16 protein-coding genes are annotated in these 13555 nt (G+C 41.7%); 11 read left to right on the forward strand and 5 right to left on the reverse strand.

What is annotated here, in order from left to right:
* Nucleotides 1–16 precede the first annotated feature (16 nt).
* Complete coding sequence (locus tag CLOSA_RS10100; protein ID WP_013272665.1) at nucleotides 17–1459, forward strand: TrkH family potassium uptake protein; 1443 nt, start codon at nucleotides 17–19, stop codon at nucleotides 1457–1459.
* A 62-nt stretch (nucleotides 1460–1521) separates the two neighbouring features.
* Here the strand turns inward: CLOSA_RS10100 and CLOSA_RS10105 are convergent, their stop codons facing one another.
* Nucleotides 1522–1701 carry a hypothetical protein gene (locus CLOSA_RS10105; RefSeq protein WP_013272666.1) on the reverse strand — a complete coding sequence of 60 codons (180 nt, stop codon included), beginning with the start codon at nucleotides 1699–1701 and terminating at the stop codon, nucleotides 1522–1524.
* Nucleotides 1702–2103: 402 nt separating this feature from the next.
* Here CLOSA_RS10105 and rplU point away from each other — a divergent pair, with 402 nt between their 5' ends.
* The 8 genes from rplU to rsfS all read left to right on the forward strand — a co-directional run bounded on the left by rplU (nucleotide 2104) and on the right by rsfS (nucleotide 6509).
* Nucleotides 2104–2412 (forward strand): 50S ribosomal protein L21, encoded by a 309-nt coding sequence (gene rplU, locus CLOSA_RS10110; protein ID WP_013272667.1) that lies wholly within the window; start codon nucleotides 2104–2106, stop codon nucleotides 2410–2412.
* Nucleotides 2413–2414: 2 nt separating this feature from the next.
* The gene (locus tag CLOSA_RS10115; protein ID WP_013272668.1) at nucleotides 2415–2753 is read left to right on the forward strand and encodes a ribosomal-processing cysteine protease Prp; all 339 of its coding nucleotides are present in this window, start codon (nucleotides 2415–2417) and stop codon (nucleotides 2751–2753) included.
* Between the two features lie 3 nt (nucleotides 2754–2756).
* Nucleotides 2757–3047 carry a 50S ribosomal protein L27 gene (gene rpmA / locus CLOSA_RS10120; RefSeq protein ID WP_013272669.1) on the forward strand — a complete coding sequence of 97 codons (291 nt, stop codon included), beginning with the start codon at nucleotides 2757–2759 and terminating at the stop codon, nucleotides 3045–3047.
* A gap of 260 nt (nucleotides 3048–3307) precedes the next feature.
* The gene (gene obgE, locus CLOSA_RS10125) at nucleotides 3308–4591 is read left to right on the forward strand and encodes a GTPase ObgE (RefSeq protein ID WP_013272670.1); all 1284 of its coding nucleotides are present in this window, start codon (nucleotides 3308–3310) and stop codon (nucleotides 4589–4591) included.
* A gap of 16 nt (nucleotides 4592–4607) precedes the next feature.
* Entirely contained in the window at nucleotides 4608–4904 is a 297-nt protein-coding gene (gene yhbY, locus CLOSA_RS10130) for a ribosome assembly RNA-binding protein YhbY (protein ID WP_013272671.1), read from the forward strand.
* Between the two features lie 35 nt (nucleotides 4905–4939).
* A complete protein-coding gene (nadD, locus tag CLOSA_RS10135) occupies nucleotides 4940–5557 on the forward strand; it encodes a nicotinate-nucleotide adenylyltransferase (protein WP_013272672.1) in 618 nt (205 codons plus the stop codon).
* Complete coding sequence (yqeK, locus tag CLOSA_RS10140) at nucleotides 5554–6150, forward strand: bis(5'-nucleosyl)-tetraphosphatase (symmetrical) YqeK (protein ID WP_013272673.1); 597 nt, start codon at nucleotides 5554–5556, stop codon at nucleotides 6148–6150. Before nadD ends, yqeK begins: the two co-directional genes overlap by 4 nt.
* Complete coding sequence (gene rsfS, locus CLOSA_RS10145) at nucleotides 6150–6509, forward strand: ribosome silencing factor (protein ID WP_204593078.1); 360 nt, start codon at nucleotides 6150–6152, stop codon at nucleotides 6507–6509. Before yqeK ends, rsfS begins: the two co-directional genes overlap by 1 nt.
* A 245-nt stretch (nucleotides 6510–6754) precedes the next feature.
* On the opposite strand, the gene lexA is transcribed toward rsfS, so the two are convergent.
* Entirely contained in the window at nucleotides 6755–7375 is a 621-nt protein-coding gene (lexA, locus tag CLOSA_RS10150; protein WP_013272675.1) for a transcriptional repressor LexA, read from the reverse strand.
* Nucleotides 7376–7552: 177 nt separating this feature from the next.
* Between lexA and yneA the strand changes: the two genes are divergently transcribed.
* On the forward strand, nucleotides 7553–7867 hold the full coding sequence (yneA, locus tag CLOSA_RS10155) for a cell division suppressor protein YneA (RefSeq protein ID WP_013272676.1): 315 nt from the start codon (nucleotides 7553–7555) through the stop codon (nucleotides 7865–7867).
* Nucleotides 7868–8002: 135 nt separating this feature from the next.
* Nucleotides 8003–9955 (forward strand): GTP-binding protein, encoded by a 1953-nt coding sequence (locus CLOSA_RS10160; protein ID WP_013272677.1) that lies wholly within the window; start codon nucleotides 8003–8005, stop codon nucleotides 9953–9955.
* Nucleotides 9956–10084: 129 nt separating this feature from the next.
* On the opposite strand, the gene CLOSA_RS10165 is transcribed toward CLOSA_RS10160, so the two are convergent.
* From CLOSA_RS10165 to CLOSA_RS10175, 3 genes are all read right to left on the reverse strand, one after another.
* Nucleotides 10085–11140 carry a tyrosine-type recombinase/integrase gene (locus tag CLOSA_RS10165; RefSeq protein ID WP_013272678.1) on the reverse strand — a complete coding sequence of 352 codons (1056 nt, stop codon included), beginning with the start codon at nucleotides 11138–11140 and terminating at the stop codon, nucleotides 10085–10087.
* Between the two features lie 390 nt (nucleotides 11141–11530).
* Entirely contained in the window at nucleotides 11531–11890 is a 360-nt protein-coding gene (locus CLOSA_RS10170; RefSeq protein WP_013272679.1) for a hypothetical protein, read from the reverse strand.
* A gap of 295 nt (nucleotides 11891–12185) precedes the next feature.
* A complete protein-coding gene (locus CLOSA_RS10175; RefSeq protein WP_013272680.1) occupies nucleotides 12186–13445 on the reverse strand; it encodes a Zn-dependent hydrolase in 1260 nt (419 codons plus the stop codon).
* Nucleotides 13446–13555: the final 110 nt, after the last annotated feature.

Raw genomic sequence — 13555 nt, forward strand, 5'->3', positions numbered from 1 at the left:
TAAAGACGCAAAGGCTATGAATAAAAAAGTTATTATCTATGTGATGGGCTGGATTTTAAATATTGAAGCAATTTTTATGCTCCTGCCGTGTATTGCTGCACTGATTTACAAAGAAACCAGCGGTTATTGGTTTCTGGTGGTCATGGCAGCCTGCGGAGCCATCGGGCTCATTTTTACCCATAGAAAACCGGAAAACATGGTTTTCTATGCAAAAGAAGGCTTTGTATCCGTTGCGCTGAGCTGGATCGTCTTAAGCTTTTTTGGGGCATTGCCCTTTTACCTCAGCGGGGAGATTCCTGAATTTGAAGATGCCATGTTTGAGGTCATTTCCGGTTTTACCACGACTGGAGCAAGTGTTTTGCCGGATGTGGAATCACTTTCCAAGTGTATGATCATGTGGCGGAGTTTTACCCACTGGATCGGCGGTATGGGAGTTCTGGTGTTTATCTTATCCATCCTTCCTCTTGCCGGTGGCTATAATATGTACATTATGAAGGCGGAAAGCCCAGGTCCTTCCGTAGGAAAGCTGGTACCAAAGGTGCGGGCCACCGCTAAGATCCTTTATAAAATTTATTTGTTCATGACTGCTCTGGAAGTTATTCTCCTGATGCTTGGAGGTATGCCTTTTTTTGACTCCCTTGCAATTAGTTTCGGAACCGCCGGCACAGGCGGATTCGGGATCAAAAATAACAGCATGGCTTTTTATGAAAGCTATTATTTACAGGGGATTGTTACTGTTTTCATGGTTTTATTCGGAATAAACTTTAATGTATATCACCTGTTTTTGACCCGGCACCCAAAGGAAGCTTTGCATAGCGAAGAGGCCAGGGCTTATCTTGGAATCATTGCAGCGTCTGTTTTACTTATAACAATAAATATCCGCGGCGGATTTGGTAGCCTTTTTTCTGCTTTCCACCATGCGGCATTCCAGGTGGCCTCAATCATTACTACAACCGGATATTCCACCGTTGATTTTGATTTATGGCCGGAATTTTCAAAGGGAATTCTGGTTGCTCTCATGTTTGTGGGGGCATGTGCCGGGAGTACCGGAGGAGGCTTTAAAGTATCACGAATAGTTATCCTGTTAAAGGCTTTAAAAAAAGAGCTGGGGACCTTAATCCATCCCAGAAGCGTTAAGATTTTAAAGCTGGAAGGTAAACCCATTGAGCATCATGTACTCCGGTCCATCAATACGTTTTTAGGTGCCTATATCGCAATTTTTACGGCTTCTGTTCTGCTTGTCAGTTTGGATAATTTTGATTTCACCACGAATTTTACTGCTGTTGCCGCCACCTTTAACAACATCGGACCAGGACTGGCAGGAGCCGGTCCTTCCCAAAACTTTTCCCACTTTTCTCCTTTTTCCAAATATGTTATGATGTTTGACATGCTGGCAGGGCGTTTGGAAGTATTCCCAATGCTGCTGATCTTTGCGCCCTCCACCTGGAAAGACAGTTGAGAAAAGAAAAAGCTCCAGAGCTTAGAAACTCTGGAGCATATAGGTAATAGGAGAAGGAAAAATTACTGAGCCTCTTTTTTTACTTTTTCCGGAATCCAGGTATTTCCGTTATGGTTGCCGCAGTAGATACCTTTTTTTATTGGAGCAAATAAAAAGCCCAGGACGCATCCCAGTAAAAAGACCGACAAGGTTAATAACCGTTTTTCGGCCAAACTCCATTCTCTGTTAAAAAACATTCTCATATTCAGAACTCCTTTCACCTGTTTATTAAAATTTTAGGTAACTGTCCATATATTATTTATGATCTTTCGGCTGGTTACAGAGCATCTATTTCACGCCTGCGTCATGTATATCTTCGCTTCTTACGGCTCTGTAGCCGTTGCGTATGTGATTATTTATGCCCAGCCGTATTCAAAAGTATCCCGTTATTTCGTACTCTGTTTCTATTATACGAAGCTTCAGTAGATAATACAAGCAGAAATCTTTCTGCAAACACAAAAAAACGGCGCTATTTCATTGAAAAAATATTGACAGAATCTTTGATAGGTGATATATTAATACAGTATGCCGCACAATGAGGTTTAAAAGATTCCGTGGTTTTAGGAACACCGCAGTTGGCGAGTAATGATAATAGGAGGTGCCATATGTACGCGATTATTGCAACAGGTGGTAAGCAGTACAAAGTAGCGGAAGGCGATATCATTAAAGTGGAAAAGCTTGGTGTGGACGCTGGCAAAGCTGTCACATTTGACCAGGTGCTTGTTGTAAACAATGGTGAATTAGCAGTTGGCTGCCCGACCGTAGCAGGTGCGACCGTAACAGGTACAGTTGTGAAGGAAGGCAGAGCTAAGAAGGTTATTGTTTACAAGTATAAGAGAAAATCCGGATACCATAAGAAAAATGGTCACAGACAGTCTTATACTCAGGTTAAGATCGAAAAGATCAATGCTTAATTATGATAAGAGTAACCGTATTTGTTGATTCAGAACAACATTATACAGGAATTCAGATGTTAGGACATGCCGGTTCAGCGGATGATCATCAGGAAGGACAGGAAATTGTCTGTGCTGCAGTATCAGCGCTTACGTTTAACATGGCTAACAGCGTAGAACAGTTTACAGGAGATTCCTTTGAAGTGGATCAGGAGGAAAAGACAGGTGCTTTTAGCTTCCGTTTTACTTCAGAAATAAGTTCAGGATCACAACTCCTAATAAATTCTTTGGTATTCGGATTACAGGATATTGAAGAGGAATATGGAGAACCATATATTAAAATCCGATTTAAGGAGGTGTAAGTAATGTTAAGAATGAACCTTCAATTTTTCGCTCATAAAAAGGGTGTTGGTTCTACCAAGAACGGCAGAGATTCCGAGTCTAAGAGATTAGGTGCCAAGAGAGCTGACGGACAGTTTGTGTTAGCTGGCAATATTCTTTACAGACAGCGTGGAACTCACATTCATCCAGGCATCAACGTAGGCCGCGGCGGTGATGATACATTATTCGCTTTAGTGGATGGCGTTGTAAGATTTGAGAGAAAAGGCAGAGACAAAAAGCAGGTTTCTGTTTATCCAAAAGCAATTAACGAATAATTGGACCGGCTTCATACCTTAAACGTATGGAGCCGTTTTTTACGATACAGGGCTGTTCCGGCTGCCTGTATTTAAAATTCGCTGCTCATGCTCAATTTAGGGTTGAACCCTTTAACAAGGGGGCTTAACCCCTTAAAGAAAAGGGTTAAACCCTAATTTTAAACAAAAAAATACCCTGTGGGAATATTCTAATACCCGATAAAACAGGGAGACTCTGCCCGGATGCATGGGCAGGAAAAAGAAAGGGAACAGGTGAATGAATGTTTGCCGATAGAGCAAAAATATTTATTAGATCAGGAAAAGGCGGTGACGGACATGTCAGCTTCCGGAGAGAACTTTATGTTCCGTGCGGCGGTCCTGACGGTGGTGACGGCGGCCGTGGCGGAGATATTATTTTTGAAGTGGATGAAGGCCTTAACACGTTAAGTGATTTCCGTCATATCCACAAATATGCCGCTCAGGATGGAGAATCCGGCGGAAAACGCCGTTGTCATGGAAAAGACGGCGGGGATCTGGTGATCAAGGTTCCGGAAGGCACCGTCATTAAAGATTTTGAATCCGGGAAAGTTATTGCTGATATGTCCGGTGAGAACCGCCGGGAGGTTATTTTAAAGGGCGGTAAAGGAGGCCAGGGGAATATGCATTATGCCACTCCTACCATGCAGGCCCCTAAATATGCACAGCCTGGACAGGCTTCCCAGGAGTTATGGGTACAGCTTGAGTTAAAAGTCATAGCTGATGTAGGATTGGTAGGCTTCCCAAATGTAGGAAAGTCCACACTTCTTTCCAGAGTCAGCAACGCAAGACCAAAGATTGCCAATTACCATTTTACCACTTTAAACCCGCATTTGGGGGTTGTGGATGTGGATGGAGGAAAAGGCTTTGTTATGGCTGATATCCCAGGGCTTATTGAGGGTGCATCCCAGGGGGTTGGTTTGGGACATGATTTTCTCCGCCATATTGAACGGACAAGAGTTCTGGTTCACGTTGTGGATGCGGCATCTACAGAGGGAAGGGATCCGATTGCGGATATCCATGCAATCAATAAGGAGCTGGAAGCGTATAATCCGGAACTGTTAAAGCGCCCTCAGGTGATAGCAGCCAATAAAACGGATGCGATTTACCCTGACGGAGAGGATCCGGTGGAAAGGCTCAAGGCAGAGTTTGAACCTCAGGGTGTTAAAGTTTATCCAATATCTGCAGTGAGCGGTAAGGGCGTAAAAGAACTGTTATATGCCATTTATGAACTGCTGCAGACCGTAAATTTAAGTCCTATCATATTTGAAAAAGAATTTGATGTAAAGAACCTGGCCGATGCTCTGCTTCCTTATTCCGTTGAAGTGACTGAGGATGGAGTCTACGTGGTAGAAGGTCCCCGCATAGAAAAAATGTTAGGCTATACGAATCTGGAATCGGAAAAAGGCTTCAGCTTTTTCCAGAAATTCTTAAAGGAAAACGGTATTTTAGAAGAACTGGAACAGGCGGGAATTGAAGAAGGGGATACGGTCCGCATGTATGGTCTTGAATTTGACTACTACAAATAGTAACGAGGAGAATAATATGACAAGTAAGCAGAGATCCTATTTAAAGGGATTGGCGATGAATATAGATCCGATCTTTCAGATTGGAAAATCCAGCCTGACTCCAGAGATTACCAATGCGGTAGCGGAGGCGCTGGAAGCCAGAGAATTAATAAAGATTACTGTACTCAAAAATTGTCTGGATGAAATCAACAGCCTTGCGGGGGTGTTGTCTGAGAGGACCCATTCCCAGGTTGTTCAGGTAATCGGAAGAAAGATCGTCCTTTATAAGCAGGCAAAAGAAGAAAATAAGAGGAAGATCGCGCTTCCTAAATAATCTTGCTTTATTTTTAGGTCAGGGAGTGGTAGATTATGGGTAAAATTGGCATTATGGGCGGTACCTTTGACCCGGTCCACAATGGGCATTTAATGATTGGAGAACAGGCATATAAGGAATATGGCTTACTGGAAGTCTGGTATATGCCTTCCGGGCATCCCCCTCATAAAAAAAACCGTAATGTAACAGAACCGGCTACGCGCCTTGCCATGACAAAACTTGCTGTGAACGCTCATAAAGGTTTTGTATGTTCGGATTTTGAGGTAAATCGGATCGGATATACGTATACGGCTCAGACATTAAGATTACTGCACGAAGCATATCCGGAGCATTCCTTTTACTTTATTATCGGAGCAGATTCTTTATATGAGATTGAGAACTGGTATGAGCCAGATCAGGTGCTTGCCCAGGCAGTTATACTGACCGCCCGGCGGGAATATGAGGAAGCGGACCGTTCCATGGACCGTCAGATTGCTTATCTGTCCTCTAAATATGAGGCGGATATCCGTATACTCCACTGTGGGGAAATGGATATCTCTTCTGCGGAGCTGCGCCGTTTGGTTGCCAAGGGTGAATCCATAGCGGCCTATGTGCCGGAAGAGGTCGCAGCGTATATTAAAACCCACGGTTTATATCAGGAGTTGGAACCATGAAAAATCTAATCTTAGAGTTGAGAAATGATTTAAAGGGGAGATTAACCCCTTCCAGATTTGAGCATACGGTCAGTGTATCTTTTATCTGCACCGCATTGGCGATGCGCTACGGATGCGACTTGAAAAAAGCGGAGCTGGCCGGTTTGCTTCATGACTGTGCCAAGCCTTATGGAGATGATGAGATCATCAGAAAATGCAGAAAACAGGATCTTCCTCTAACGGACGATGAATTAAAGGCTCCGGTGGTGCTTCATGCGAAATATGGGGCATGGCTGGCAGAGCATAAATATGGTATCAATGACAGAGAAATCACCAATGCCATCCGCTGGCATACGACCGGAAGGCCGGAGATGTCAACATTGGAAAAAATCGTATTTGCAGCAGATTATATTGAACCCAGGCGTGACAGAGCGGCGAATCTGGCACTTGTGCGGTCGGTGGCATTTGTAGACTTAGATGAGTGTATTTACCAGATACTTAGGGAAACCTTGGAATATCTGGAAGGAAAGGGCAATTTTGTGGACTCCATATCAAAGCAGGCATATGCTTATTATAAGCAGGTTCACAAAGATAAGAAGGGAGAACAAGGATGATTCAGTCAGTTGAGATGGTAAAAACCGCTTATGCGGCTTTATCGGATAAGAAAGGGGAAGATATCAGAATCATTGATATCCGTAAAGTATCTGTGATGGCAGACTATTTTATTATTGCCAGCGGTACCAATACAAATCAGGTACAGGCCATGGTTGACAACGTAGAGGAAGAGCTTGGGAAAAAAGGATTTGTCTGCAAACAGGTAGAAGGCTATCAGTCTGCGAACTGGATCCTGATGGACTACGGCGATATCATTGTCCATGTATTTGACCGTGATAATCGTTTGTTCTATGATTTAGAAAGAATCTGGAGAGATGGTAAAACAATTGAGGCTGAAGATTTAGAAGCCTTGTCATAGTTACTGTTAAAACTGAATCGAGTAAGGTAAAACGGCTTAACAGTACCTGTGAGCCGTTTTTATTTTACTAAAAAATGATTCAATGCATGAAAAAAAGTTCCCCGTCAATAAATTCTGAATAAATGAAGTGCAGTTGAAGACCCAGGGTTGGGTCGTAAGACTTTTAAATTTATCTCAATCTAAAAAGGTTTACATAATTAAATTATGTAAACCTTTTTTGGTAGCATTCATTAATTTCTATAATTTTAGTGTATTCCCAAGCGGAATAAACCAATTACCTTACCCAGAATTTCTACATTATCCACGATGATCGGATCCATGGAATCATTTTCCGGCTGGAGGCGGTAGTGTCCTTTTTCTTTAAAAAAACGTTTCACGGTTGCAGAATCTTCCACCAAAGCTACTACAATTTCACCATTATGAGCCGTTGGACAGTGTTCAACAATAATCTGATCTCCTTCCAGAATACCTGCGTTGATCATGCTGTTTCCCTTAACTTTTAACATAAAGGTCTCAGCATTTGGCAGAAGATCGGCTGGAATGGGATAGTAATTTTCAATGTTTTCTTCTGCATAAAGAGGCTGTCCGGCTGCCACTGTTCCCAAAAGAGGGACATTCACAACTTCCCGGCGTGTCAGTTGAAAGCAGTCATCTATGATCTCAATGGTCCTGGGTTTGGTGGGATCCCTTCTTATGTATCCCTTTTCCTCAAGAGTTTCCAGGTGAGAGTGGACGGAAGATGTTGATTTTAGACAGACGGCTTCACAGATTTCCCTGACTGCCGGCGGATAGCCCTTCTTTAAAATCGTTTCCTTTATATATTCTAAAATTTCCTGCTGCTTCGGGGTAATTCTCTCTTGCGCCATGGTACGGCCTCCTCAATCCTTATTCATTAAGTCTATAGTAACATATGTTCGATGAAAATGCAAACCTTTGTTCGAAAAACTCCAAAATCAATTGACAAACATATGTTTGCAGTGATATGATGGGAACAGAAAAAGAACAAACGTTCTGGTGCGGACTGTATTTTAGGAGGTATGCATATGTTAAAACAATTAATTGCACTGTCACTGGTTGTTTTTCTGGGGTCCCATTTTTTCGGCCATTCCATCATGAATGCTTTAGCCGAGGAAACGGAAGCACCGGCGATTGAGAAATATTATACCAGCATTGAGATACAAAAGGGGGACAGCTTATGGAGCATTGCCGCAACTTACTTGGAAAACAGCGGAATGACAACGGCCCAATATGTGAAGGAACTAAAGAACATGAACGGATTAAAGGAGGATACCATTCACAGCGGACAGTATCTGACGGTTATGTATTTTGCGGCAGATACAGACGGGGGAGGAAGATAAACGGGGTCATCCTTCCAGCTGTTTTATTTTAATCATTGATTTTATTGGGAAACTATTTTAGAATAATAGAAGCGCCACCAATATAAGAGGCGTTTTTAACCTCTGAAAGGTTCTTATAGTCAAAGGATTCGATAAATGATGAAGATAACGTTTGGAATTCTGGCTCATGTAGATGCTGGAAAAACCACTTTTTCGGAGCAGGTATTATACAGGGAGGGGGTAATCAGAACCCTGGGCCGTGTAGATGAAAAAAATGCATGTATGGATCATGATAACATAGAAAGGGCAAGAGGAATAACCATATTTTCAGATGTGGCCGGTATCAATCATGGAGATGATACGTATTACCTGATAGATACACCCGGTCACACGGATTTTTCGTCCGAGATGGAGCGTTCTCTGGAGGTGATGGACTATGCTGTTCTGATCCTGAATGGGAATGATGGCATTCAAAGCCATACTGAGGCGATCTGGAGCCTTCTGGAACGTTATCATGTTCCGGTCTTTCTGTTTATCAATAAACTTGATGTGGCTTCGTCATCATATGAACGTGTCTTAACTGAGGTTCACAAACACTTTTCCCCCAATATTCTGGATTTTCAGGGAATCGGCCTTGAGAATGGAAAAGAAGGAACCTTCACAGATGACTTCATTGAGAATGTATCTGAATGGGATGAAGGATTCATGGATAAGTATTTGGATGGAGCCCTTGCTTTTGAAGACTTAAAGCCGGCAGTAGTATCTCAAATTAAGAACAGGAAATTGTTTCCATGCTTTGGAGGCAGTGCTTTAAAAGGAGAGGGAATTGAGGCGTTTTTAAATGCTTTTTATAACTTAACAGAAGCCTCTTATCCTGTCTCAGACCCTTTTAGCGGGAGAGTATTTAAGATTCGTTATGATGGGCATGGAGAACGGATAACGTATTTAAAGATATTAAGCGGTATACTTCATGTTAGGGATCCCCTGTTAGCAGATGAGAAGGTTCATCAGATTAGGTTTTTCCAAGGAGAACGTTTTACATCTCATCAGGAAGCTGCTGCTGGAGATGTGATTGCCGTCAGCGGACTGCGGACAACCAGAGCAGGCCAGGGACTTGGAGAATGCCGTAATAAGGTGGTCCCTACGCTTAAGCCTACCCTACAGGCAAAGGTTTTATATCCGCCGGAGATTCCTCACCGGAGAATTCTGCAGGTGTTCCATATCCTGGAAGAGGAAGAGCCTGCGTTAAATGTGATATGGGAAGAGTCTTTGGGGCAGTTAAAAGTGAATATTATGGGTAAAATCCAACTTGAGGTTTTAGAACAGATTATTTTAGAAAGATTTGAAATACGGATAACCTTCGGGCAGCCTGAGATCATATATCAGGAGACTGTGTTGGAACCAGTTACCGGATATGGGCATTTTGAACCGCTCCGCCATTATGCGGAAGCCGTGTTAAGGATCGAGCCCGGTGAGAGAGGAAAGGGGATTACCTTTGAAAGTCAATGTCATGTGGACAGGCTTGGGATCAATTATCAAAACCTGATACGTACCCATATCTTTGAAACCACTCACAAAGGCGTTTTAACAGGATCTGAGCTAACAGATGTCAGAATCATTCTGGTTGATGGAATTTCTCACATAAAACACACTGAGGGCGGTGATTTCCGGGAAGCTGTATACCGGGCAATACGCCAGGGTCTCATGAAAGCCAGAAGCCTTATCCTTGAGCCATATTACAGTTTTACCATATCAGTTCCGGATTTTTTAGCAGGTAGAGTATTAAATGATATAACAAAGTTATCCGGCAGATTGGAAGCGCCAGTTCCGGATGAAAACGGGAGAACAGTAATAAAAGGTCTGGGGCCTGTTTCTGCTTTCATGAATTACGGAGAAGAATTGATGATAATAACAGGAGGCAGGGGAAGGATATCCATGACATTTTCTCATTATGACAGATGTCACAATGAAGATGAGGTTCTTACCCGATATCAATATAATCCCAATGAAGATACTGATAATCCTTCTTGCTCTGTATTTTGCCAAAAAGGAACTTCTTTTGTAGTTAACTGGGATCATGCAGAGGAGTATATGCATTCTCTTTCATAATGGTTCTTAATGTAATATTTAATTAAAATGTTAGGAACAATATTATTATAAAGCTTCAGAAGGTTATAATAATTCCCATAATTAAATTAAATGAATTGCTGTCAATGAATATGATATTACTTTTTATAATTAAGTCTCCCGCAATTTTACCTTATTTCTGGCGCTTCGGCGCCGTTCATCCTCCAAAGCGGCATAGTGTTTTTTCGTGGTATTAACGTCAGAGTGTCCTAAAACGTCTGCAACCAGATAGATGTCCCCGGTTTCTTTGTACAGGCTTGTTCCATAGGTACTGCGTAATTTATGAGGGGTAATCTGTTTTAAAGGAGTTACCAGCTTAGAATACTTCTTTACCAGATTTTCAACGCTTCGGACTGCAATACGTTTCCTTTGAAGTGATAGAAACAGCGCTTTTTCATGACCGTCCTCAGGTATAACGATAGAGCGTTCCTCCAGGTAATCAAGGAGCGCATTCTCCACTTCAGAACCAAAGTAAACCGTAACTTCTTTTCCTCCCTTTCTGTGGATTCGGATCCCTCCGTTTTTTAAGTCAATATCATCAATGTCCAATCCGACACATTCGGACACACGGATTCCGGTTCCCAGCATTAAGGTCAATAAGGCAAGGTCACGGACCTTGGTTTTTCCATGATAGGCCTTTTGCTTTTCGGTTAAGGCTTCCCCGTTTTCTACTTCATCAAGCAAAAGGGCCACTTCATCAATATCCAGCCGGATTATATCCTTTTCATGTAACTTAGGAAGCTGCACCAGAGAAGCTGGATTTGTTTGAAGCCGCTCATTGCGGTAATAATAATTATAGAAGCTTTTCAAAGAGGAGATTTTCCGCATGATTCCCCGCTCCTTGTTGGTTACTTCCTGATTTTTATCATTAAAACGATATTTTAAGTATTCCATATATTCTTCTATGTCAATGACTCGAAGGGCATCCAGTTGATCCAGCGTAATATCCCGGATATGCAGTTTGCTGATCACAGGATTTTCCTTAATTAAAAAGTCAAAAAATACCCTTAAGTCATAAGCATAAGCAATTCTGGTCCGGGACGAGGTACGGGGTTCGATTCCCCTGAAAAAATCTCCGCAAAAGGGAGGAAGGTCTTTTACCAGCTGACGCAGATGCTTTATGTTTTCAATATCTTTTTGCTGATGATAGGAGAGCGGAGCACTCATAGTTTGGCCTCATTTCTATTTTATTTGGCAGATATATATTTTCTGAAATGCTATATTTCCATATCCTGTTATGTATAAGTTATCTTTTAACAAAGTGGTTGAAAATCTCTTTGCTTATCCCAGGAAGAATCGAACGCAGGTGCTGATCATAAGTTGGGTGATATGATGATATTAATCTGAAAAACATAAGTCATAAACATAGGTGTAAAATACAATTATAATTCTTGATTGAGCCAACTATTCGTTAAACTAGACTTTCGCGAATAGTTGGCACTCGGTATCTCTATCCTAGCATTTCTTCCGTTATGTGTCAATCCAATTAAAGAAAAAAGCACCAATCATTCCTGACTGATGCTCTGTAAAGAATTCCGGTTTTATAATCTTCCTTTCTTATTTAACAAGGATATCTTTCTTATCAAGAATTGCTGCTACAGCTGCACAAGCCGGACAATCACAATATTTTGCTCCGTTAGATTTGATTTCCTTTGCATGTATTGCGATATTTTTTGCGGTGTCCGCCCCAAATACATGAATTCCGGCATCAGATTCTGCAAACCCGATTAAACTGTCTATGGGCATAATATCTGCTTCCAGCTCATCAATATATCTTTTTGTTTCCATGGCTTCCTTTTCAGTTCCAATGGCATCCAACCAGGACTGTGCTGCAGCCTTTGCTTCACTGCTGCATGATGGTGCATTCATTAATTCATGTGTTTTTTCAACAGCATAATTTAGTACTTCTTTATCCATAATTGATATTCCTTCTTTCTTCTGGAATTTTTCTATATTTTACCATATTTGTTTATCCTTTGCAATTCTAAGATGTATCACTCTATTTTTTGTATTTTCAGAATTAAAAGGGAATTAACCAGAAACTTATCAGTTAGTTTATGTTTTTTAAACTATCTAATGGCATATTATTAAATTTCAAAATATGCTGCTGAAGTCAGCTAAATAACAGGCTTGCTTGTTCGTCTGCTATCTTCTGCTCTACTCTTTGGGCCTGCAAAAACCAATAGTTTTGATCCAATCTCCACTTTTCCGCTTAACGTTTCTTGCTCGTTTCATTTTTTATTGTTTCGTGCTTATCAATATGCAAAATAGTATTTAAAAGAACATTTGCCCCTTTTAAACAGTTTTCTACCGGAGTATACTCGATCTCACAATGACTATGACCACCTGCACTAGGTACAAATATCATAGTAGTAGGGACCAGATCTATAGCAAACTGCGCATCATGACCTGGTCCGCTGTAGATTCTGCGATTGGTATAGCCGCATTCCTTCGCACTTATTTCCACAAATTCAACCAGCTCTTTCGTAAAGCTTACGGTCTTACGTGACCACGCTTCCTCATAGCTCACCTTGCATTGTTCCACAACACTTGGTAATTTTTTAATAACTGCAAGTACCTGCTTGATGACTTCCGGATCCTGATGCCTCGCATCCAATGTGAATTTTACTTCATCCGGTATGATGGTATGAATATTCGGATGGGCAGAAATCTTTCCTGTGGTATAAACTAATTTATTGTCTATCAGGTCTAACTCATCATGGAGATATTGAATGGTTTTTACTGCAGCATATAAAGCATCCTTCCGGTATTTCATCGGAGTTGTTCCTGCGTGACCGGCCTGCCCGGTAAACGTAAATTCGTAATTGATCATACCGCAGACACCTTCTACGACTCCAATATCTATACCTTCTGCTTCCAGTACCGGCCCCTGTTCAATATGAAGTTCTACCAAAGCCTTAGTTTTAGACGGATCCAGCCGGTTTTCTTCTTTTCCTTTATAACCGCTTTTTTCCAAGGCTTCGCCGAACGTATACCCCGGAATGTCTTTTGCCTGTGATGCCAGCATGGTTTCCTTAAGAAACTTTCCGCAAATAACACCGGAAGACATCATTGCCGGTTCAAATCTGGCTCCTTCTTCATTGGTCCATACAATCACCGTGATCGGATGTCTGTGAGGTATTTTCTCGCTCACTATTGTTTCCGCTACTTCCATTGCGGTTAAGATACCAAGAATTCCATCATAATTACCGCCCTGCCGTACAGAATCCATATGGGAACCTGAGACAATGGCTGGTAAATCTTCTGTTCCGGCAATGGTTGCATAGATATTAGCCATATCGTCTGTTACGATGGAAGCACCCATTGCTTCCATGCGCTTTATGAATTCTTTTCTTGCTGCCAAGGCTTCTTCCGATAAGGAAAATCTTGTTATTCCACCCTTCCCCGTATCTCCGAACCTGCTGAATGTTTTAATCTTATCTTCCATTCTTTCATAATTACAAGAAATCATGTTTCTTACCTCCTATTATTTACTTCACATACGAAATAACCTTTTTTAAGGTTTTGCGGATCTCAGATGTCAAACCAAGTATTACATGTATAAAGGATAAAGGCCTGCTA

The sequence above is a fragment of the [Clostridium] saccharolyticum WM1 genome (genome assembly GCF_000144625.1).
In the GTDB taxonomy this organism is placed as follows: Bacteria; Bacillota; Clostridia; order Lachnospirales; family Lachnospiraceae; genus Lacrimispora; species Lacrimispora saccharolytica.

What these genes read in the sequence shown, in the direction of transcription:
- lexA (WP_013272675.1), bottom strand. Translation starts at nt 7,375, where the DNA reads ATGGCGCAAGAGAGAATTACCCCGAAGCAGCAGGAAATTTTAGAATAT.
- nadD (WP_013272672.1), top strand. Translation starts at nt 4,940, where the DNA reads ATGGGTAAAATTGGCATTATGGGCGGTACCTTTGACCCGGTCCACAAT.
- CLOSA_RS10170 (WP_013272679.1), bottom strand. Translation starts at nt 11,890, where the DNA reads ATGGATAAAGAAGTACTAAATTATGCTGTTGAAAAAACACATGAATTA.
- yhbY (WP_013272671.1), top strand. Translation starts at nt 4,608, where the DNA reads ATGACAAGTAAGCAGAGATCCTATTTAAAGGGATTGGCGATGAATATA.
- CLOSA_RS10160 (WP_013272677.1), top strand. Translation starts at nt 8,003, where the DNA reads ATGATGAAGATAACGTTTGGAATTCTGGCTCATGTAGATGCTGGAAAA.
- rpmA (WP_013272669.1), top strand. Translation starts at nt 2,757, where the DNA reads ATGTTAAGAATGAACCTTCAATTTTTCGCTCATAAAAAGGGTGTTGGT.
- CLOSA_RS10165 (WP_013272678.1), bottom strand. Translation starts at nt 11,140, where the DNA reads ATGAGTGCTCCGCTCTCCTATCATCAGCAAAAAGATATTGAAAACATA.
- CLOSA_RS10115 (WP_013272668.1), top strand. Translation starts at nt 2,415, where the DNA reads ATGATAAGAGTAACCGTATTTGTTGATTCAGAACAACATTATACAGGA.
- yneA (WP_013272676.1), top strand. Translation starts at nt 7,553, where the DNA reads ATGTTAAAACAATTAATTGCACTGTCACTGGTTGTTTTTCTGGGGTCC.
- obgE (WP_013272670.1), top strand. Translation starts at nt 3,308, where the DNA reads ATGTTTGCCGATAGAGCAAAAATATTTATTAGATCAGGAAAAGGCGGT.
- CLOSA_RS10100 (WP_013272665.1), top strand. Translation starts at nt 17, where the DNA reads ATGAATAAAAAAGTTATTATCTATGTGATGGGCTGGATTTTAAATATT.
- CLOSA_RS10105 (WP_013272666.1), bottom strand. Translation starts at nt 1,701, where the DNA reads ATGAGAATGTTTTTTAACAGAGAATGGAGTTTGGCCGAAAAACGGTTA.
- CLOSA_RS10175 (WP_013272680.1), bottom strand. Translation starts at nt 13,445, where the DNA reads ATGATTTCTTGTAATTATGAAAGAATGGAAGATAAGATTAAAACATTC.
- rplU (WP_013272667.1), top strand. Translation starts at nt 2,104, where the DNA reads ATGTACGCGATTATTGCAACAGGTGGTAAGCAGTACAAAGTAGCGGAA.
- yqeK (WP_013272673.1), top strand. Translation starts at nt 5,554, where the DNA reads ATGAAAAATCTAATCTTAGAGTTGAGAAATGATTTAAAGGGGAGATTA.